The organism is Streptomyces sp. NPDC017225 (assembly GCF_044331465.1).
Lineage (GTDB): Bacteria > Actinomycetota > Actinomycetes > Streptomycetales > Streptomycetaceae > Streptomyces.
In genome coordinates, this window is record NZ_JBIRNE010000035.1 from 35,636 (window position 1) to 54,301 (window position 18,666).

Sequence of the window (18,666 nt, forward strand, 5' to 3'; positions counted from 1 at the left end):
CCGATCATCGAGCCTTAATCGCGTTGAGTGCAAGTCGAGTCACTCTTAGTCATTCCTTGGGGTTGGTTCGGGTCCTGAACGAGCCACCATTAGACTCTCATCCCATGGCCACCAACAAGACCGTCAAGACAGCCGGTACAATGCCGGCGGACTCCTCGATCACGGTGGTCGACCTCTTCTCGGGTGCAGGCGGTTTCTCCGCAGGTTTTCGCGCCTACGAGCCGACTGGCCCCGGATCATCCCCCTTCCGGTCCGTCGCCGCCGTGGAGTTCGACGAGGCGGCGGCGGCCACATATGCCGCCAATTTCGGCAGCGCACATGTTGCAAATGTGGACATCGCCACCTGGGATCCCTCGTCATACACCGGCCAGGTCGATGTAATCATGGGCGGGCCGCCCTGCCAGGGGTTCTCAGCCCTGCACCGGAACAACCCCGAGAAGCCCAAGGCCGAAGACCCGCGGAACCAACTGTGGGCCGAGTATGTGCGGGTGGTTCGGACCATCCAGCCCAAGATTTTCGTTCTGGAGAACGTGGACCGCTTCCTGACGTCCCGGGAGTTCCAACACCTACAGGAAGCCACCTCCGAGGGAGGCGACCTCTCCAACTACACGCTCCGCTCGGGCATCCTGAACGCTGCCGACTACGGCGTGCCCCAGGCCCGCAGGCGCGCCATCGTGATCGCCACACGTAATGATCTCGGTGAACCGCTGAAGCACCCGCGTCCTACCCACACCCGTGACACGGCGACTTCACCGCAGGCCCGCTTCGAAGTCGAGGAGGGCGCGTCCGCGGAGCCGCTCCCCTGGGTCTCGGTCCAGAGCGAGGTGTTCGATCACACGCCCGCCGAGACTCCGTCCGTCGACCTGCCGGAGCGCACCGACAAACCTCTGGGCATCCTGCTGCCCGGCCCGTACCGGACGACCGAACTCCACATCGGCCGCAATCCCACGGAACTGTCACTGGCCCGGTATCGAGCCATCCCCCCCGGCGGCAACCGACACAACCTCACGGGCAAGTACGACGAGGTTGATGGCGTCAAGACGTATCTCTCGACAGCCAGTTGGGACAAGCACAAGACCGGCTCCGGGGACGTCATGGGCCGCATGCACGCGGATCGCCCGGCCGTCACGATCCGCACGGAGTTCTACAAGCCCGAGAAGGGGCGCTACCTACACCCCGAGCACCACCGGCCCATCACCCACTACGAGGCTGCTCTCATCCAGGGCTTTCCGGCTGATTTCCAGTGGTTCGGCTCCAAGGTCCAGATCGCGCGGCAGATCGGCAACGCGGTGCCGATCGGGCTGGGGAAGGCATTGGCACAAGTGATTCACGCGCGCCTAGAACGGTGAGTACGGCTTGGCGAGGCTGACTCCCTCGTTCCTGGGCCGTTCCGTTCCTTCCCGCCCCTCCTCCTTCCCCCTTACCGGAGCCTCGGCGAAGAGTTGTGCGAAGCGTCGGACCAACTCGTCGACGGAGTCGCTCGGGACACAGCCGTCATCGGGACCGAAGGGGAGGTTGTCCAGGGACACTGGCCCCGCGTGTTCCGCCTCGTCTATCCAGTAGCGGCGCGAGTCGGCGTCCGGCGCCTCATCCGGAGCGAGGACATCGTAGACGAGCGTGCCGGCGGCCGTGTTGATCGCTGTTCCCAGCGCATTCACATCACGGCCCGTGCGCACCAGCCCTTTCTCCATCAGGCGAACGAAGGCACGTGCCGTGGGACGGTGATCGATGACCGCCAGGCGCAGCGTCGTGTTGAGAATGTCCTGAACGCTGCAAGCCAGGTGAACCGGCTCATAGTCGTCTCCGTCCCTGAACAACTCCGCGGCCCACCAGAGGCGGGCGAAGGTCTGATTGTAGTGGAGGCCGACGAAGCGGTCGGCGGTCGCCCGTTCCCCCTCCTTGGTCACTCCCTTGTGTCGCCACAGCACATAGTCCGGTGCCACCACCATGGCCAGGAAGTTCCATATCCTCGTATCCGCCGCTTCCCTCCTGGTGATTCTGAGAGTCGCGTGCAGTCTCGGCGCCAGCCAGGCGTCTGCTGACGCCCGGTCTCCGCCGTACCGGCGCATGGCGACGTCTACCAGCTGACGCAGCGGTTCGACGCTCCATCGCATCGCTGGCTTACTCATCGGCTCGCTCCCCCGTAGCAGGGCAAGCTGTGGCGGTCTCTCACTTCCCGCGAGCACGCTACGCGTCAGGTACTTGGACGCGACGATGTCAGGCAGTAGCGCGATCTGTTCGGGGAGATCGAGGGGCGCAGCACTCATCGTTCCGTCTCCACGTCACGGCTCATGGCTCTCAGGCCGTTGGCTATGCTCTTGGGCGTCTTGGCCCGTCGGGCCGCCGCATACTGGATTCGAGGCTGCAATTCCTGCCAACCGCCCTCGGTGAGTCGCAGGTGGACCTCCATCAGCGCGTCCGAGATCGAGAGGTCAGGCAGGACGTCGGGCAGCATGGAGCGAAGAACACCGTCCCGCCATCCTGTGGGCCATTGCGGTCTTCCAGTCTTGTCGCATTCCAGTTCATCGACTGCCGCGTTGAACATGGCCGTCCACGCCTCGGCCGCGATCTGTGCGGCGAGCATGCCCCGTACTGCCTTCTCCACGGGCGCTCCGCCGCCGTTCAAGAACTCGACAAGGCCTTCAAACCCGGTGTTGAGATGCACGGTGGGCATGTCACCAGTCGTCTCGACCAGCCAGGGGGCATCCTGGAACATTCGCAACCATGTCTCGGGGCCGTGGCGGAAGTCCGTCTCGTGGATGTTCAGCTCCTGCTTGCGTGCGGGTACACGCTCATCCAGTTCGATGGTCCAGGGTTCCTCCGCAGTGCCGATGAGCCGACCGGACTCGCCGTCCACCGTGGCCGCCACCGCGACCGTGAGGGAGGCGCGTGTCAGGTGGGCGTCGCGGGAGAACACAAGGCTGCCGGTCCACCAACCCGCGTCCGAGCGCCGTAGCCGGACGGTCGTCCTTGCATTCGTCGCGGACTCTGTGAGGGCCGCTAGGCAAACCACGTCGTCCCAGGGCCCCTCGGCAAGTTCGTTCTCCGGTAGGACGACCCGCAGGTCCAAGCGAGCCTCGTCCCACCTGGACCGCTCTACCTCGTGAAGTGCCACGGCCTTGTGATCCCGCGAGATCATGGACAGCGGGAGCGGTCGGCCGTCGAGCTTCACGGAAGTGACCTCGATCCTGATCTCACCGGTCAGGACCTGGTAGGGGAAAACGGTGTTCACGGGTCACCTGCCCTTCTGAAGGTCGACGACCACGCGCGCCATTCGCCCTGTCACGGGATGACTGGACACGTCTGTGACACCTTCGAACGAAGCGCTGGTGGCCCCCGCCTCGAAGTGGAGCACGCCGTTCTCCACTCGGCAGTTCTCGCCTGCTATGAGCTTCGCCCAGGAAATCGCGGGTCTGGAGCCCGACCGTACGTCGAACCGGGCAGTCGGCGTCATCGACCAGGGATCAGTGCGCCTCGGCAGCTTGACCTCGACCCGTACGTTCCAGGCACCCCGTGCGTCGACACTGCCCTCCACATGGCGCACCACCGGATACCTGTCCGGCCGGCGGGCTCCCGTGGTGTGCGCGTCGATGCGCAGCAATTCCCGCAACACTGCCGGCCCACCGGTCTTCACCTGCTCACGGCGACCGACGAGCAGACGTACTGCGACCAGCATGTCCTTGCGGAAGTCCTCGATGCGCTGCCTGGCACCACGGACATAGGTGGTGACGAGGTCTTCCGTCTTGGTCCAGTCATTGTGCTCGGGCGGCTCGGAAGTGCGCAGGAACTGATCCGCCGCACGTGCTTCTGGGTCGTGCGATCCGGTTGCCCGCCCCGCCAGCAGAACCGCCTGGAAGGCATCCGTACCGAGCGGTAGGTCGGTCACTCGCCGTGTCATGACGGTCATGCGGTTCCCTCGCATACACACCAGGCGGTTCGGCTCCCGGTCATCGTCATCTGCTGCCGTGACAAGGAGCACGGCCTTGTGCTCCTCGTTCTTGCGCGGTCCACCCTTCGCCGGGGGCACCTGAAGCGGAACGTACGCCACGGCCACCTGCGTGGTATCGGTCCGCTGCTCGACGGCCTCGCCGTTCAGGTAGGCGCTGAGCGCCCGGGTACGGGCGGGCTGGTAGACGGCCGGGTCGACCCGCTGCTCGGGAATGACCACGTTTCCATTTCGCAGAGTCGTTACCGAGGCTTCCAGGACCGGACTGCTGTCCCTGGCCGCGGTCATGGCGGCCCAGAAGTTGTCGGCGAGCGCCCTGACCAACTTCTCGTGCATCTCCTGGAGTGTCTGCGCATCACCTGCCGCATCGTGCGCACCGACGACAAGGAAGGACGTACCCGGATCACGTCCCTCCCGCTCCAGATGCAGAGCTCCGGTCGTCGTCTCGTCCGCCCACCAAGAGCGGGCCGTGCCCTCTCGTCCGGGCTCGGTGTCGGTCTCACCGAAGCCCGCCAGCCCTGCGAAGTTCTGGCCGTCCCTGCTGTGCCAGGGCAGCTCGAGGCGTCCGTACAGTCGACGAGTCGTACGACCCTCGTGGGAACTGGACAGGGTGCTGTTGACCAGAACGAGTCCAAGTCGGCTGGTCGCCCAGAGCGTGATCTTCCCCAGCCCGTAAGAACCTCCGGCCATGCTGTTGCCCTTGTGGCTGTTGAGCTGGTCTCTGAGAACGGCGGCGAACTTGCTGTCGTCCCCGTAATCCGGGCCCGTCAGGCCCGTGCAGTTGTAGTCGTCCACGCGCAGGAGCAGTAGAGAGTCGGACTCGGTCATCTCGCGAAGCCCTTCCGCGATGACCCTTCCGACCTTGTGCCGGCCCGTGGCGGAGGCCTCGAAGTGCGGGCGTATCTCATCCCACTGGAGCGCATCGAGGAATGTGCGCAAGTACTCGCCCGACAATTCTTCGAGGGTGTACCGGACCCGTACAGGGCTCTGCGGATCAAGCTGCTCGTCGAGACTGTTCTGCGTGGCTTCACGCGCGAGCACAGCCAGGTCCGCGTCGAAGGCAAAGGCCGCAGCATTGCCAAACTCCCGCCCGCCGTCACGATGTGCCGGTCGGTGATGCCATTTGAGAGCACTTGAGGACAGCACCTCGGCGGCACGGCGCAGCACCGTCTCCTCGTCAACACCGAGGGCAGCGGCTATCGCTCGCTTCCTGTCCTCGCGAGGCTCAGCACGGCCTGTGGCCCAGGCAGAGACCGCAGCCGGCGTGACTGCAAGGGCCTCTGCCAGCGCCGATTGTGTCATCTGACGCAGCCGCAGCTGCTTCTCGAGCCAGGCCCCGAAATCCTGTCGCTGGTCCGTTGCTTCCACCGTGCCCCCAAGTCAACCAAGTGGAGCAACAGATGATAGCAAAAGACGTTTGCGGTGAGCCGCGTGCAACAATTTCGTTTGTGGGGCGACTTGAACCCCACGAGGGTCACGCGTGTACCTGCCGACTCAGCTCCTCCAGGGCATCGATGCGCATCTGTGCTCGGTCCAACACCTCGTCCGTGTCCCGCCCATGCGCCCGAAGCCAGTGGAGGAGGTCGGTGATGATGAGGATCACCGTCTCCTCCGCTTCGGTGGCCCACAGCCGGCCCGAACGCGAGTGGCTCGGCGGTCCGGCTGCACCGTAGAGATCAATCAGCGCCACCGCCCGTGCTGCTTGCGGGGTGCTGCCGGCTTCAGGCCGAGTCTCGGGCGCCGTGGCGAGCTCGCACCAGGTCACCTTCCGGTCGGCGTGGAGCAGTACACCCCAACGGTCGGTGACCGCGTCGACAAGCGCCACACCGCGCCCGGCCTCTGCCTGTACGTCCGCGGCGACCAACGTGGGCAACGCGCGGGTGTCCGGGTCGTGTACCTCGATGCGGAGGAACGTGCCGTTCATCAGTACGGCCAGGGTGGTCGGAGTACCTGCTCCGACGTGGGTGATGACATTGGCCACCAGCTCACTCACACAGAGTTGCGCCTCGTCCACGAGGCCTTGAAGTCCCCACGTGTCCAGTCGCGTCCGCACCTTGCGTCGCAGCTCTGCGACTTCTTCCTCCTGAGCAGTGAATTCCACAACGTACGGGGATCGCACCATGCACGCCTTCGGGATCACCTTCGAGCCTTTCGTCGCTGCCGGTTCACTCGGCCGTCGTCGGAGGCTCCGATCCATCGGGCCCCGTGCCGTTCGGCGTCAACAGAATGGCCGGCACAAATCCCGTCGTGCAATGTGCACGGAGAGAATCCCACGATCGAGTGATTGGCACGTGATGCCCTTGGCGCGGAGACTGAACGCCGTTCGTCAAGAAGGGGGTTCACATGGCCGGTTCACCGACGGCACGCCGACGTCGGCTCTCCATCGAGCTGAAGAAGCTTCGGGAGCAGAACGCGTTGACCTGCGCCCAAGTGGGGTCGTCGCTGGACTGGAGCGGCTCGAAGGTCAATCGCATGGAAACCGGCAGTGGGCGGGTACAGCCGTCCGACATCGATGCTCTGTGCCGCTTCTACGAGACCACGGACGAGCTGCGCGAGTTCCTGAAGTCGCTGGCTCGGCAGGCCAAGACGCGCAGCTGGTGGCAGGTCCACGGCTCCGGCGTGCCCGAGTGGTTCTCCATCTACATCGGTCTCGAACAGGACGCCTCCGCCCTGCGTCAGTACCAGTGCGAGGTGATGCCCGGACTCCTCCAGACCGAGCCGTACGCACGTGAGCTCCACACCTGCGGCTCGTACCTGCCTCCCGAGGACATCGACCGTGCCGTGCGGGTACGTCTGGAGCGCCAGTCGATGCTCAGCGCTCCCGACGCTCCCGACTGCTGGTTCGTCGTGAGCGAGGGAGCAGTGCGCAGGGTCATCGGCGATCGCGAGCTGATGCGAGCGCAACTGGAACATGTGTTGGACGTCGCGCAGAAGGCGAGCGTGACTCTTCAGGTGCTTCCCTTCGATGCCGGTACCTGCCCGACCACGGGCCAGTTCACCATGCTGGGTTTCCCGGATCCCGAAGACCCGGACATCGTGTACCGGGACGGCATCACCGATGCGATGTACTTGGAAGGGGAGCCTCATGTCCGCGAGTACAACAGGGCCTTCGACGAGTTGAGGGCGGCGGCCCTGAGTCCTCGACAGAGCATTCAGTTGATCAGGAACGTGGTGAAGGAGTGGGCACGGTGAACATCGGTCCCAGCGGTACCGAGCCGTCTCTTGCTTGGTTCAGGTCGTCGTACAGCAACGGTGCGGGGGGCGAATGTGTCGAGTGCGCCGCTGACGGTGGGCGGATACTCCTGCGCGACACGAAGATCGCCGATGGACACGTCACAGCCGTAGGGGCTCCCGCGTGGCGTTCCTTCACGCGCGCGGTGCGTCGGGGCTGGGCGTAGGCCCTCGGAGCTGCGGTGCGGTGGCGCACCGCACAGGCCGGCCGAGCGGACAGTGTCGCCATTCGGCGGTGTCAGAGGCGCCTGAGCGGGGCCTGCGACCGGCGCGGACCTGTAGGACACTCCACGTAGGGCAGAGGAGACCAAGGAGCAGATGATCGTGAGCGCACAGCATGCGGAGAGCGGTTTTCCCGCACCGTTGCCGTTGAAGACCATCGGCGACATAAGAGCTGCTCTGCTTTCCGGCCACGGGTTTCCCGGCGATCGGGACGCCTTCGAGACCGACCTGCAGCGCGCGCTGGAGGCGTCTTCGGAGACCGACCTGAAGGCCGTGGCCGCGGTGATCGTGGACTACCGGGGGCGGATCCGCCTGTACCAGGATCCCGACTTCGACATCGCCGTCCAGGAGGGCATCGATCTCGCCATGCGGCTGAAGCGGGAGGCGCGGGGCGAGTGAGCGGCGTCATCGCAGCCGTCACAGTGCGAGCGGCCCAACGGGCGAAAGAACTCGGTGCGGAGCAGGCCTTGGAAGCCTTACGACGGGAACTGGAGCTGGTGCCCCGCCTCGGAGTGCTTCTCGGACCGCGTGGTCAGGACGGCATAGAGGTACGCAAGACCAGGATCGAGCCGACTTCCGACGTACCGGGGCTCGCGGTGGCATACGTGTACACACCGGCACCTCCACCACCAACGGTCGCGATCACTTCGGTGACCCCGGACGACGGGACCTCCGAGTAGGTCAGTCGACCTACGTGCCGCAGGGCTCTCTCGGCAGCACGCCGCGACCGTGTCCATTGCTCTCTGCGGAGCATCACGCCCGGTCGTCGGTCCGGTCCTCGTTGCCGCCGTCGATGACGGTCAGGTCTGTGCGCGTGCCGGCATACGGGTCGGGTGTGCCCTCGGGGATGTTCTGCATGGCCTGGCCCTGGGCCGCGCCGTTGCCGTTGAACACGAAGTCGGGCCGGATACGCCAGTTGCGGCCCTCACGGTAGATGAAGCCCTGGGCGGCGAGCTGCTTGAGGCTGCGTGAGACGGACGCCTGTGACATGCCCACCTGCTCGGCGAACCTCACCTGGCTCTCGACGAGGACGAGACCGTGGTCCTTGCGGTTCTGGAGGGCGCACATCTTGTGGAACAGCTTGTAGGCGCTGACGCTGAGGTCGGCGTCGGCGAGGGCGTTGTGGGCCGCGTAACCCATCGTGGTGAAGCCTCCTCCCCTGAACCAGAGGGCGTGAGCGGCCGAGACCGACGAGTGGACGGTGAAGTCGTTCACCTCGCCCGTCCCCTTGTTCACGGTCTCGATCCGGGTCACTCGCCGGGCCGCACGCACAGAGTACTCCCAAGGGTGAATGGAAAGCATGCAGCGCTGACTCGTCTGTTCCAGCACCGATGCGGAACGATTCGGTGCTGCATAGCCTAGGCCATCTATACAGGTCTGAATGGTCGTATCCAGCATTGGAAGAGCGGTTTTGTGTTCCTGCACGTCAGCGGCGTGGCCGCCATCGCCTGTCTTTATAGGTCAAGGGACCCACCGTGCCTCCCGTCCCCGAGGCACTCGCGGTTGGCCGGCACGTCCGGCTGCCGGGCCGCTGCGGCGGACGCTCTTCAGGGAAGCGTGGCTGATGCCGGTACTGGGCTGAGGGCGGCACACGTGACGGGCGGCCGTTCGGCTCTCCCGCCGCTGTGGCGTGCTTTCGACAGCTCGGGTTTCGAGGTCCGTCGATGCTCGGGTCAGATGTCCACGGACCGCCACATGCGCGGCGGCCGAGCAACCCCAGGGCCCTCACCACGCGCTCGCGTACAGGTGAGCGCGGTGCCTGGGCCTCAGTGAACTCGTAGTGTGCGCCGGCGCCCTGGCGGTCCGCCGCGACGCTGACCCGTTCCGCGTGCGTCCGTACGGTGTTTCCCCTCCGCACCCCTCCCGTTCGCCGTGCCTGGCTACCTTCGCCTCGCCCGGTCCGGCAGCTGGAGAGGTATGTCCATGAGCACCCCTGCCCACCGCACCTCCGAACAGCCGTCCGTAGCCGCACTGACAGCGGCGCGGGAGCGTCGGGAGGGAAGCCGGGCGGGAAGCCGGGCGGGAAGTTCCTCCGGGTCCGGGACCTCGGCGGAGCAGGCCTTACTCAGACTCCAGTCCAGTGCCGGCAACCGTGCTGCGGCCGCTACGGTGCAACGCGCCAGGGGCAGGACCCTGGAACGGGCCCCGGAAACCGACACCGCCCGGCCCAGCTCGGCCCCCGGCGCCCGGCGTGCCCCGGCCGGCCGCACCCGGCGCGGCTCGGAATCCGGCCTCGCAGACCTGGAATTCGACCCCCGTTTCCGGGAGCGCGCCGAAACGCCCAGGCCGGTCACCCCGGATCGCGCTGTGACGCCCGAGGCCGTCACGGAAACCCCGGCCGCCCGCACCCGTAAACGCGCCCGCCGCGACTCGGACTCCGAAGCCCCGCACACCACCGGTGCCCGGAAACGCGCCCGGCGCGACTCGTACGCCGAGGCCCAGCACACCACCAGCAGCCCGGAACGCGTCGCGACCCCCGAGAGCACCACGGAACCCCGCACCGCCCCGGCCGGGCGCACTCGGAGCGGCTCCAGCCCCGGCGCCCGGCGTGCCCCGGCCGGCCGCACCCGGCGCGGCTCGGAATCCGGCCTCGGAGACATGGAGGTCGACCCCCGTTTCCGGGACCACGTCGAAACGTCCAGGAACGAAGCGCGGGCCGCCGCGGAAGCACGCGCGGCGGAAGCGGCACGCCTCGCCGAAGAGGAAGCGGCACGCGCCGCCGAAGCCGCACGCGTCGCCGCCGAAGAAGCTCGCGCGGCGGAGGAGGCGCGCATCGCCGAAGCGGCGCGTATCGCCGCCGAGGAGGCCGCACGCGCCGCGGAGGCCGCACGCGTCGCCGAGGAGGAAGCCCGCGCGGCCGAGGAAGCACGCACCGCGGAAGCCGCGCGCGTCGCCGCCGAAGAAGCCGCACGCGCCGCGGAGGCCGCACGCGTCGCCGCCGAGAGGGAAGCGGCACGCGTCGCCGAAGCCGCACGCGCCGCCGAGGAGGAAGCCCGCGCGGCCGAGGAAGCACGCGCCGCGGAGGAGAGGGCGGAAGCCGCCGCGGAGAAGAGGAGTGAGCGTCTCAAGGCGGTGGCCGAGAACGCGGATCAGGGGAAGAGGCTCCTCGAGCCCACGGACGCGCTGGGTAAGGGTGTCCAGGCCCCCACCGCCGCCGGCCTCGGTCAGGAGGCCACCGCGTTGGAGAGCGCCGCCCCGAAGCCCGGCACATCTACCGGGGGGGCTTCCGGCGCGTCGGGGGCCGCCGCCCTGAAGCACGACGCCGCCGCCACGGGCGTGTCCGGGGCGTCGCTGAGCACCCTCACGGAGCTCCTCTCCCTCGGGGCCAGCGTCGCGGATTCGCTCAGGAACCTGAAGACGTCCCTGAAGGAGAGGGCCGGAGCCGGGCACCACAACGCGAGGAAGAAGGGCAAGACCAAGGCGACCGACGCGGGTGTCAGCGTCGCCAGTACGGGTGCCAACAGCGGCGCCATCGCCAAGGACGCGGTCAAGCTCCAAGGGGCGGCGAACACCGCGACCGCCGCCGAAGCGAGCGGCATTCTCAGCGCCATCGCCGGTCTGGCGAAGAGCATCCGCGCCATGGGCAAGGTCGGAAGAGCGTCCAGCAAGTACAGGAATCTGAAGAAGCTCGGGGACGAAAACCGCGCCGTCCACGCCGAGCTGCTGGCCCGGCTGGCAGGCGAGGCGAACGGCGCGTACCAGCAGGCCAACAACGCGCTCAACGCCGTGGAGACGATCAGGGCGGCCAACGCGGGCCGGCCGGCCGAGCTGTGGGCCGAGCAGGTTCGCGAGCCCCTGGCCGCCTCCACCGCGGCGGAGGAGCGCGCACGCGACACCCGGGAGGCCTACGACCGCGCCCTGCGCGACGTGGGCACGCTGGCCGAGATGCAGAAGTTCGCGAAGAGGAAGCAGGCCTTCAAGATCGGCAAGGAGGCGACGGGCGGCGTCGTGGGCGAGGGCCTCAAGGGCGCGGCCGGCATCGTGACCGCGACCACGATCGCCGCGGGAACTCTCGGGAGCAACCCGGCCGGTTGGATCATCGCCGCGGTGGGAGCGGGCCTCGTCGTCACGGTCGCCGGCTACAAGGGCGGCCGGGCGGCCCACAAGCGTTTCCAGCAGGAGCACCACCCCGAGCGTTATACGCCGGAGGGCGAGCCGACGCCGGTGGCCAAGCCCACCTGGGAATCGCTGAAGCACGCCATGAAGGTCTGGAAAAAGGTGGAGAGGCACAAGCGCCAGCTGGCGGCGCACAAGATCTACAACATGGCGTCGAGTCCCGACGTGGCGCCCGAACTGCGCCACTCCGCCCTGGAGCTGCTGGTAGCGCTCAAGGCCGGCCCCGAGAAGCACAACATGGAACGGGAGGAGTGGGAGGCGAGCCTCCGGAACTCGGCGGGCAAGGTCAAATGGATCAAGGAGATCACGGACCAGCTGAGCTCCGGATCGTGACGGAGCGGGCCGGGAGTGGAGTGGGAGGCCTCGCGTCGACAGCCCCGCCCCCGGCCCGCAGCGTCGGCGCCCGCAGCACCGGCGCCCGCAGCGTCGGCGCCCGGAGCGTCGGCGGGGCCTGCTGCCGGCCGCCGCGCGGCAGCAGGTCACGGGCCGGGGCCCACCGTCTCGGCGGACGCTCAGTCGAGGCAGAACTCGTTGCCCTCGACGTCCCGCATCACGATGCACGACTCGTTGTACTCGTCGGCGACCATCACTCGCTCGCACGTCGCGCCGAGGGCGACCAGGTGGTCGCACTCGGCCTGGAGCGTGGCGAGGCGCTCCTCGCCCACGAGCCCGGTACCGGCTCGTACGTCGAGATGGACCCGGTTCTTGACGACCTTGCCTTCGGGGACGCGCTGGAAGAACAGTCGCGGGCCCGCGCCCGAGGGGTCCACGCAGGCGAACGCCGAGCCCTGCTGCTCGGGCGGCAGGGCGCGATCGAAATCGTCCCACGTGGCGAAGCCCTCCGGGGGCGGCGGTACGACGTACCCGAGCACCTCGCACCAGAAGCGGGCGACGCGCTCGGGGTTCGCGCAGTCGAAGGTGACTTGGACCTGCCTGATCGATGACATCGGCGCACGATAGCAAGTGAGGTCCGATTGCTCATTTCCCTTTTCGGGTGCGCGTGTTGCCGGGCGGGCGGGGACCTGTTGATCTTCCCGGCCGAGTGGGTAGTGTGCGTCGTCGTGCCCGTGTTCCGGGTCCGGCTCTCGGGCCGGTCCCGGGGCGGCAGCGGTTACGGCCCGTGGAGCGCTTGGGTGGGGAGGGCGTGTCGGTGTTCGCACCGCTGGAGGAGACGGATCCGCGTCGCGTGGGCCGGTTCCGGATCGTGGCCAGGCTCGGGGCGGGAGGCATGGGCCGGGTCTATCTCGGGCGTTCGCCCGGAGGCCGGTCGGTCGCGGTGAAGGTGGTGCGTGCGGAGCTCGCCGAGGAGGCCGGGTTCCGGCGGCGGTTCGCCCGGGAGGTGGAGACGGCCCGGCGGGTCACCGGGTTCTTCACCGCCGCGGTGGTGGACGCCGACCCGCAGGGCTCCCCCGCGTGGCTGGCCACCGAGTACGTACCGGGGATGCCCCTGGGCGAGGCGGTCGGACAGCACGGGCCGTGGCCCGAGAGGAACGTGCTGGCGCTGGGGGCCGGGCTGGCCGAGGCGCTGGAGGCCGTCCACGACGCGGGCGTGGTCCACCGGGACCTGAAGCCGTCGAACGTACTGCTCGCCGCGGACGGCCCGCGCGTCATCGACTTCGGGATCTCGGTCTTGGCCGAGGTGAGCGCGCACGCGAGCGTACTGACGCAGACCGGGGCGGTCATCGGCACGCCGGGTTTCATGTCGCCGGAGCAGCTGGTGGGGGGTGAGGTCGGGCCGCCGAGCGACGTGTTCTCCCTCGGGGCGGTGCTGGCGTTCACCGCCACCGGCTCCGGCCCGTTCGGAGCCGGCGCGGCCCAGGCGCTGAACTACCGCATCGTCCACGAGCAGCCGGACCTGAGCGGCCTGTCGCCGGTGCTGGCCGATGTGGTGGGGCGCTGTCTGGCCAAGAACCCGGCACGGCGGCCCTCCGTGGCCGCGTTGGTGCGCGACCTCGGGCGAAGCCTGTCGGACGAGGGGCAGGAGGCGTCCCGGCCACTGTCACAGGGCGGTTGGCTGCCGGAGCCGGTGACCCGCGTACTGCGGGAACGGGCGCACACCCGCACCGCGGCCCCCCAAAAGCACGGCCAGGAGCGGGAATACGAGCGGGAGCGGGAACAGGTACAGGGCCAAGAAGAGGGAGAGCGAGAGGGAAAGCGGCACGAGCGGCGGCGGGGAACGCCGCTGTCCGGCGGTGGCGAACCCGCGCCCCACCACGCGCCGACCCGGACGGGCCCGCAGTCGCCCCCGGCTGTGCCCCCGGCTCCGGTCCATCCTCCGACCGCGCTGGCGCCACCCGCACGTGAGGTGAGGCCCGAGCGGCCCCGGATACCGGTGACTCCGAAACCGGCGGACATGCGCCCGTCACCGTCACCGCCCTCCACGGTCCCGTACCCGCCGGTCGTCACCCGTCGCCGGGTGCTGGGCACCCTGGGCGGTGTGGCGGCCGTGGGCGCCGGTTTCACCCTGCTGAAGGTGCGGAGCGACAGGGCCGACGCCGCCGAGAGACCCCCGGCCGGTGTCGAGCAGCGCTGGGCCCTCGGGGACTTCACGACGTCCTCCCCGGTGGCGGTCGTCGGCAGCACCCTCTACGTGGGCCAGTCCGGCGGCCTGCGCGCCATCGACGCCGCCGACGGCCGGCGCCGCTGGGCCTTCGACGCCCCCACGGACAGCACCGGTCACCCCCCGGCCGTCGCCGACGGGACGGTCTACTTCGGCAGCAGCGACGGAAACATGTACGCCATCGACGCCGGCACCGGCGGCAAGCGCTGGAGCTCCCCGGTGGCGGCCGAGGGCAGGGTGGGCATGTCCGCGACCGTCGCCGACGGCATCGTCCACTTCCTCAGCCGCAGACGCACCGGCGCCGAGCACATCGAAGCCAGGCTGCACGCCGTCGACGAGGCCACCGGCCGGGAACGCTGGGCCTTCACCTATTCCGCGGACTTCGCCAACGTGCCGCCCCCGGTGGTCTCGGGCGGCACGGTCTTCGTCGCCGGCCAGGACGGCACCCTGTACGCCGTGGACGCCGCCACCGGCCGGGAACGCTGGGCCGTCCCCACAGGCGGGAAGTCGCTCCCCGAGCCGCGGCAGCGTCTCCACCTGGCCCCGCTGGTCGCGGACGGCACCGTCTACGCCGGCGGCCAAGACGGCACCCTGTACGCCGTGGACGCCGCCACCGGCCGAAAGCGCTGGACCTTCGGCACCGGTGAACGGGCGACCGTGCGGCCCGCCGTCTCCGGCGGCACCGTCTGTATCAGCGGCTACTCGGACAAGCTGTACGCCGTCGACGCCGCCACCGGAAAGCGACGCTGGACCATCACCCTCGGCGGCGACTCGTCCACGGCTCCGACGGTCGCCGCGGGCACCGTCTACGTCGGTAACCGCGACCACAAGCTCTACGCCGTCGACGTCGCCACGGGCCGCAAGCTGTGGGCCTACAGGTCCGAGGGCCCGGTATCCGCGACTCCGGTCGTCGCGGACGGCACGCTCTACTTCAGCTCCGGCAGCCCGGGCAACGAACTGCGAGCGGTGGCACTCGGCGCACCCGGGCCCGGCGCGGCCGGGTGAGGGGCGGCGCCCATCGGCCTGGTCACGGCGTCCGGGGCGGCGACGCGGCCCCGGACGCCGCACCGGTTGGGCTCACGCCGCCGGTTCAGCGGTGCACCAGGTGAGCGGGACGAGCCGGCCTCACGGCTTGCGCGCCACTCCGCAGTAGGCGTCGACGGCGGCGGTGCCCGGAGCGTCCGGGTCCGGGCGCCAGGACGGGACCTGGGCGATACCGGGAGCGACCAGCTCCAGCCCTTCGAAGAAACCGGCGATCTCCTCGACCTCGCGCACGTGGTACGGCGTCGCGCCACTGGCGTTGTAGGCGTTCGAGGCGGCGATCATGCCCTCGCTCGTCGCGGTGCTGTCGCTGATCACCAGGTAGCTGCCCGACGGGAGGCCCGCCATCAGCTGTCGTACCAGGTCGCGTGCCTGGTCGTAGTCGGCGACATGGCCGAGGGTGTTGAGGATGATCAGGGCGATCGGCCGGGAGAAGTCGAGGGTGCCGGCGGCGGCCTCCAGGACGGTGTCGGGCGCGTAGAGGTCGGCGTCCAGGTAGGCGGTCCGGCCCTCGGGGGTGCTGGTGAGCAGCGCGTTGGCGTGGGTCAGCACGATCGGGTCGTTGTCGACGTACACGATCCGGGCGTCGGGAGCCGCGCGCTGCGCCACTTCGTGGGTGTTGTCGGCGGTGGGGAGCCCGGTGCCGATGTCCAGGAACTGCCGGATGCCCTGCTCCCGGACCAGATGGCGGACGGCGCGTCCCAGGAAGAGCCGGCTGGTGAGGGCCACGTCGACGAGGCCGGGGAAGATCTCCTTGATCTGCTCCCCGATCTCCCGGTCGACCTCGTAGTTGTCCTTGCCACCGACGAAGTAGTTCCAGAAGCGGGCCGAGTGCGGGGTGGCGGTGTCGATCCGGGCCCGTATCTCCGCGCTGGCAGCGACCTGGGAGTTGGTGTCCGACACGGCAGGGTCTCCTAGGGGTTGGCTCGAGTGATCCGGACACCAACCTAGTGCCGCCGCCGTACGGGTGGCGTGAAAAGCCCTGGAGACGGGGCAGTTGACGCCTGTGCGGCCTGACGGCCGTGCGGCCTGACGGCCCGCCCGGGACCTCGGGGGCGAGCCGTCCGCCGGTGGCCCGCGGGCGTCAGCCGAACATGCCCGGCACGTAGTCGCCCGCCGGCTGGCGGGTGATGACGTTCATGCGGTTGTACATGTTGATCACGGCGATCAGTCCGATCAGACCGGTGAGCTGGTCCTCGTCGTAGTGCTCGGCCGCGTTCGCCCAGGCCTCGTCGGTGACGCCGCCGCCGTCGGCGATACGGGTGCCCTGCTCGGTCAGTTCCAGGGCGGCGCGCTCGGCGTCGGTGAAGACCTTGGCCTCCCGCCACGCCGCGAGCAGGTTCAGGCGCAGAGCGGTCTCGCCCGCCTTCTCGGCGTCCTTGGTGTGCATGTCGAGGCAGAAACCGCAGCCGTTGATCTGGCTGGCTCGGATCTTCACCAGCTCCTGGGTCGTGACCGGCAGCGACGACTCCAGGGTCTTGGCCGCCGAGTTGATGTGCCGCAGGAACTTGCCGGCGAGCGGGCTGGTGAACATGTTGAGACGGGCTTCCATGATGATTTCCTCCGGTCATCGGCAAGCGAGTTGCCTGTCGGGCTCGGTCTTCGGGCTTGTCGCTCGCGCCCTTGGGTGTACACCGCTACGACGGAGCGCGGGGGGTGGGATGTGACAGGCCCGGGGAGATGGCGGGTGTGACCTGCGTCTCAGCCGTCCGGGGTGGCTCGCGCCAGCAGCCGGCGCAGGGCCGCCGTCACCTCGGCGGGGCGTTCGTCCATCACCCAGTGGCCGGTGTCGTCCAGCATCGTCAGTTCGGCCCCGGGGATCGCCTCGGCCAGCTCGGTCGCGATCGCGGGGCGCAGGTACGTGTCCTCGCGGCCCCAGACGACCGATGTCGGGCAGGTGATGCCGGGGAGGCGTCGGCGCAGTCGGGGACGGGGCGGGGTGCGGTAGTCGCCGAAGAAGTGGAGGAGCCGGCGGCGGCCCTCCGGCGTGTCCATCCAGCCGACGTAACCGTCCAGGACGCCCGCGTCGAGGTGGCCCGCGCGGACCAGCGGCGCGAAGGCCCGGCGGTGGATGGCGGCGAAGGGCAGGCGCATCGCCGCCGGTCGCAGTACGGGCGTTCGTCCGGCGAGGCTGATCAGGCTGAAGACGGCGTACCAGTGGCCGGCGAAGGAGGCGTGCGCGCGGCTGTTGAGGATCGCCAGCCGGCGTACGCGCTCGGGGTGGGTCTCGGTGAAGCCGAGGGCCAGGAAGCCGCCGTAGTCGTGGCCGACCAGGTTCACCCGCTCCAGCTCCAGCGCGTCCAGCAGCAGGCCGAGCCGGGCGACCTCGGTGTCGTAGTCGAAGCGCAGGTGCAGCGGGCGGTCGGACTCGCCCCAGCCGAGGAGGTCCGGGGCGATGACCCGGTACTGCCGCGACAGGGGCGGGATCTGGTGACGCCAGCAGTGGTGGTTGGCGGGGTAGCCGTGCAGGAGGAGGACCGGCTCGGCGTCGGGTGGTCCCGACTCCCAGCAGGCCACGCGGGCACCACCGTCCACCGTGACCGACCGGGCGCGGGACCCGTCCGTGCCGGGGCTCTGCGTACTCATCGGCTGTTCGCTCCCTCGTTCCGTCCGTACTACCCCGCTCCCCTCCCCCTCAGCCCTAACTCGGCGGATGCCCGGAAGTGACGCGCCCGGGGCAGGGTGTTCGGCCGAAGGGCCTGCGCGCTGCCGCCGACGCGCGGCGCACCGGCGGCCACCCCGGCGCGTGCGGCGCGCCCCGCGAGGATTGGGTTCGGTTCCGGTAGCCGGTACGGCAGGAGGCAGACATGGCGAAGGTTCCCAGCGCGGTGGTCGCCGCGGGTGGTCTCGTGGGCGGGTACGGCGTGGCCCGCTGGACGAAGAAGCGGCAGCTCGGCGGGGTCGTACTCGCCGGCGCCGGGGCCCGGGCCGCGCAGCGGTGGCGGGAGCGGGCCGGCGGGAGGGCCGCCGGAGCGCTGACGGCCGCGTACGTCGCCGGCTTCGCCGGGTCCCACCCGCTGGCCAAGAAGGTCGGCGCCTGGCCCGCCGTCCTCGGTGTCGCCGGGGCCGTGGCACTGGCCTCCTGGGCGGTCGCCGACCGGCGGGACTGACCGGCGGGACACCGGACTCACCGGCAGGTCCGCCCGGCGGTTGGGCGAGGTCCCACCCGACCGGGTTCAGGTCCGGTGCGTCAGTACGTTCACCACCCGCCCGTTCGGGTCCCGTACGAAGAAGCGCCGTACGCCCCACTCCTCGTCCCGCAGCTCCCGTACGACCTCCGCGCCCGACGCGGCGACCCGCGCGTACACCGCGTCGACGTCCTCGACCTCCACGCTCAGGTCGGGGGCGACGGGCGCGGTGCGTTCCTCGGTGAAGAGGCTGATCTGGGCGGTGGGGTGTGGAACTGCTCGCGTTTGACTGCGTATGAGTGTGTTCTGGCGTGTGTGAGTGAGTGTGGGGGTGCGGTTCGGAGGCGGGATGTGCTGTGGTGGCGGGGGGAGGGAACGGGGGTCCGTGTGTCGAATGCGTGACCTTTGACGGGTGTGCTCGT

General features: G+C 69.3%; 16 protein-coding genes and 1 pseudogene. 7 read left to right on the forward strand and 10 right to left on the reverse strand.

All coding sequences use genetic code 11. From position 1 onward, the window contains the following. Positions 1-104: 104 nt before the first annotated feature. Positions 105-1,349, forward strand: coding sequence for a DNA cytosine methyltransferase (locus tag ACH4NX_RS37310; RefSeq protein ID WP_398130284.1), 1,245 nt, complete (start codon positions 105-107; stop codon positions 1,347-1,349). Here the strand turns inward: ACH4NX_RS37310 and ACH4NX_RS37315 are convergent. The 4 genes from ACH4NX_RS37315 to ACH4NX_RS37330 all read right to left on the reverse strand — a co-directional run bounded on the left by ACH4NX_RS37315 (position 1,338) and on the right by ACH4NX_RS37330 (position 6,068). Further along, complete coding sequence (locus ACH4NX_RS37315; RefSeq protein ID WP_398130285.1) at positions 1,338-2,267, reverse strand: DUF6339 family protein; 930 nt, start codon at positions 2,265-2,267, stop codon at positions 1,338-1,340. The two genes, ACH4NX_RS37310 and ACH4NX_RS37315, sit on opposite strands and share 12 nt — an antisense overlap. Further along, positions 2,264-3,232, reverse strand: a complete 969-nt coding sequence (locus tag ACH4NX_RS37320) for a hypothetical protein (RefSeq protein WP_398130286.1) — start codon at positions 3,230-3,232, stop codon at positions 2,264-2,266. The genes ACH4NX_RS37315 and ACH4NX_RS37320 overlap by 4 nt, the downstream gene beginning before the upstream one ends. A 3-nt stretch (positions 3,233-3,235) precedes the next feature. Further along, a complete protein-coding gene (locus ACH4NX_RS37325; protein WP_398130287.1) occupies positions 3,236-5,314 on the reverse strand; it encodes a helix-turn-helix domain-containing protein in 2,079 nt (692 codons plus the stop codon). A gap of 106 nt (positions 5,315-5,420) precedes the next feature. Then, the gene (locus ACH4NX_RS37330; RefSeq protein ID WP_398130298.1) at positions 5,421-6,068 is read right to left on the reverse strand and encodes an ATP-binding protein; all 648 of its coding nucleotides are present in this window, start codon (positions 6,066-6,068) and stop codon (positions 5,421-5,423) included. A 221-nt stretch (positions 6,069-6,289) separates the two neighbouring features. Here ACH4NX_RS37330 and ACH4NX_RS37335 point away from each other — a divergent pair, with 221 nt between their 5' ends. The 3 genes from ACH4NX_RS37335 to ACH4NX_RS37345 all read left to right on the forward strand — a co-directional run bounded on the left by ACH4NX_RS37335 (position 6,290) and on the right by ACH4NX_RS37345 (position 7,798). Next, a complete protein-coding gene (locus tag ACH4NX_RS37335) occupies positions 6,290-7,138 on the forward strand; it encodes a helix-turn-helix domain-containing protein (RefSeq protein ID WP_398130288.1) in 849 nt (282 codons plus the stop codon). Then, on the forward strand, positions 7,135-7,344 hold the full coding sequence (locus tag ACH4NX_RS37340; protein ID WP_398130289.1) for a DUF397 domain-containing protein: 210 nt from the start codon (positions 7,135-7,137) through the stop codon (positions 7,342-7,344). Before ACH4NX_RS37335 ends, ACH4NX_RS37340 begins: the two co-directional genes overlap by 4 nt. A gap of 151 nt (positions 7,345-7,495) precedes the next feature. After that, positions 7,496-7,798 (forward strand): DUF6247 family protein, encoded by a 303-nt coding sequence (locus ACH4NX_RS37345; protein WP_398130290.1) that lies wholly within the window; start codon positions 7,496-7,498, stop codon positions 7,796-7,798. Positions 7,799-8,152: 354 nt separating this feature from the next. Here ACH4NX_RS37345 and ACH4NX_RS37350 read toward each other — a convergent pair whose 3' ends face one another. After that, positions 8,153-8,635, reverse strand: coding sequence for a helix-turn-helix domain-containing protein (locus tag ACH4NX_RS37350; protein WP_398130291.1), 483 nt, complete (start codon positions 8,633-8,635; stop codon positions 8,153-8,155). A gap of 1,071 nt (positions 8,636-9,706) precedes the next feature. On the opposite strand from ACH4NX_RS37350, the gene ACH4NX_RS37355 reads away from it, so the two are divergent. Beyond that, on the forward strand, positions 9,707-11,848 hold the full coding sequence (locus ACH4NX_RS37355; RefSeq protein WP_398130292.1) for a hypothetical protein: 2,142 nt from the start codon (positions 9,707-9,709) through the stop codon (positions 11,846-11,848). A 179-nt stretch (positions 11,849-12,027) separates the two neighbouring features. Here ACH4NX_RS37355 and ACH4NX_RS37360 read toward each other — a convergent pair whose 3' ends face one another. After that, complete coding sequence (locus ACH4NX_RS37360) at positions 12,028-12,462, reverse strand: VOC family protein (protein ID WP_398130293.1); 435 nt, start codon at positions 12,460-12,462, stop codon at positions 12,028-12,030. Positions 12,463-12,659: 197 nt separating this feature from the next. Between ACH4NX_RS37360 and ACH4NX_RS37365 the strand changes: the two genes are divergently transcribed. Next, positions 12,660-15,080, forward strand: a complete 2,421-nt coding sequence (locus ACH4NX_RS37365) for a PQQ-binding-like beta-propeller repeat protein (protein ID WP_398153387.1) — start codon at positions 12,660-12,662, stop codon at positions 15,078-15,080. Between the two features lie 120 nt (positions 15,081-15,200). On the opposite strand, the gene ACH4NX_RS37370 is transcribed toward ACH4NX_RS37365, so the two are convergent. The 3 genes from ACH4NX_RS37370 to ACH4NX_RS37380 all read right to left on the reverse strand — a co-directional run bounded on the left by ACH4NX_RS37370 (position 15,201) and on the right by ACH4NX_RS37380 (position 17,702). Next, positions 15,201-16,019, reverse strand: a complete 819-nt coding sequence (locus tag ACH4NX_RS37370; RefSeq protein ID WP_351400580.1) for an SAM-dependent methyltransferase — start codon at positions 16,017-16,019, stop codon at positions 15,201-15,203. 181 nt (positions 16,020-16,200) lie between these two features. Further along, positions 16,201-16,668, reverse strand: a complete 468-nt coding sequence (locus ACH4NX_RS37375; protein ID WP_398130295.1) for a carboxymuconolactone decarboxylase family protein — start codon at positions 16,666-16,668, stop codon at positions 16,201-16,203. Positions 16,669-16,817: 149 nt separating this feature from the next. Next, positions 16,818-17,702 carry an alpha/beta hydrolase gene (locus ACH4NX_RS37380; RefSeq protein WP_351400578.1) on the reverse strand — a complete coding sequence of 295 codons (885 nt, stop codon included), beginning with the start codon at positions 17,700-17,702 and terminating at the stop codon, positions 16,818-16,820. Positions 17,703-17,923: 221 nt separating this feature from the next. On the opposite strand from ACH4NX_RS37380, the gene ACH4NX_RS37385 reads away from it, so the two are divergent. Continuing rightward, complete coding sequence (locus tag ACH4NX_RS37385) at positions 17,924-18,226, forward strand: hypothetical protein (RefSeq protein ID WP_398130296.1); 303 nt, start codon at positions 17,924-17,926, stop codon at positions 18,224-18,226. A 66-nt stretch (positions 18,227-18,292) separates the two neighbouring features. On the opposite strand, the pseudogene ACH4NX_RS37390 reads toward ACH4NX_RS37385, so the two are convergent. Next, a pseudogene (locus ACH4NX_RS37390) lies at positions 18,293-18,514 on the reverse strand (VOC family protein); the annotation flags it as partial. Between the last annotated feature and the right edge of the window lie 152 nt (positions 18,515-18,666).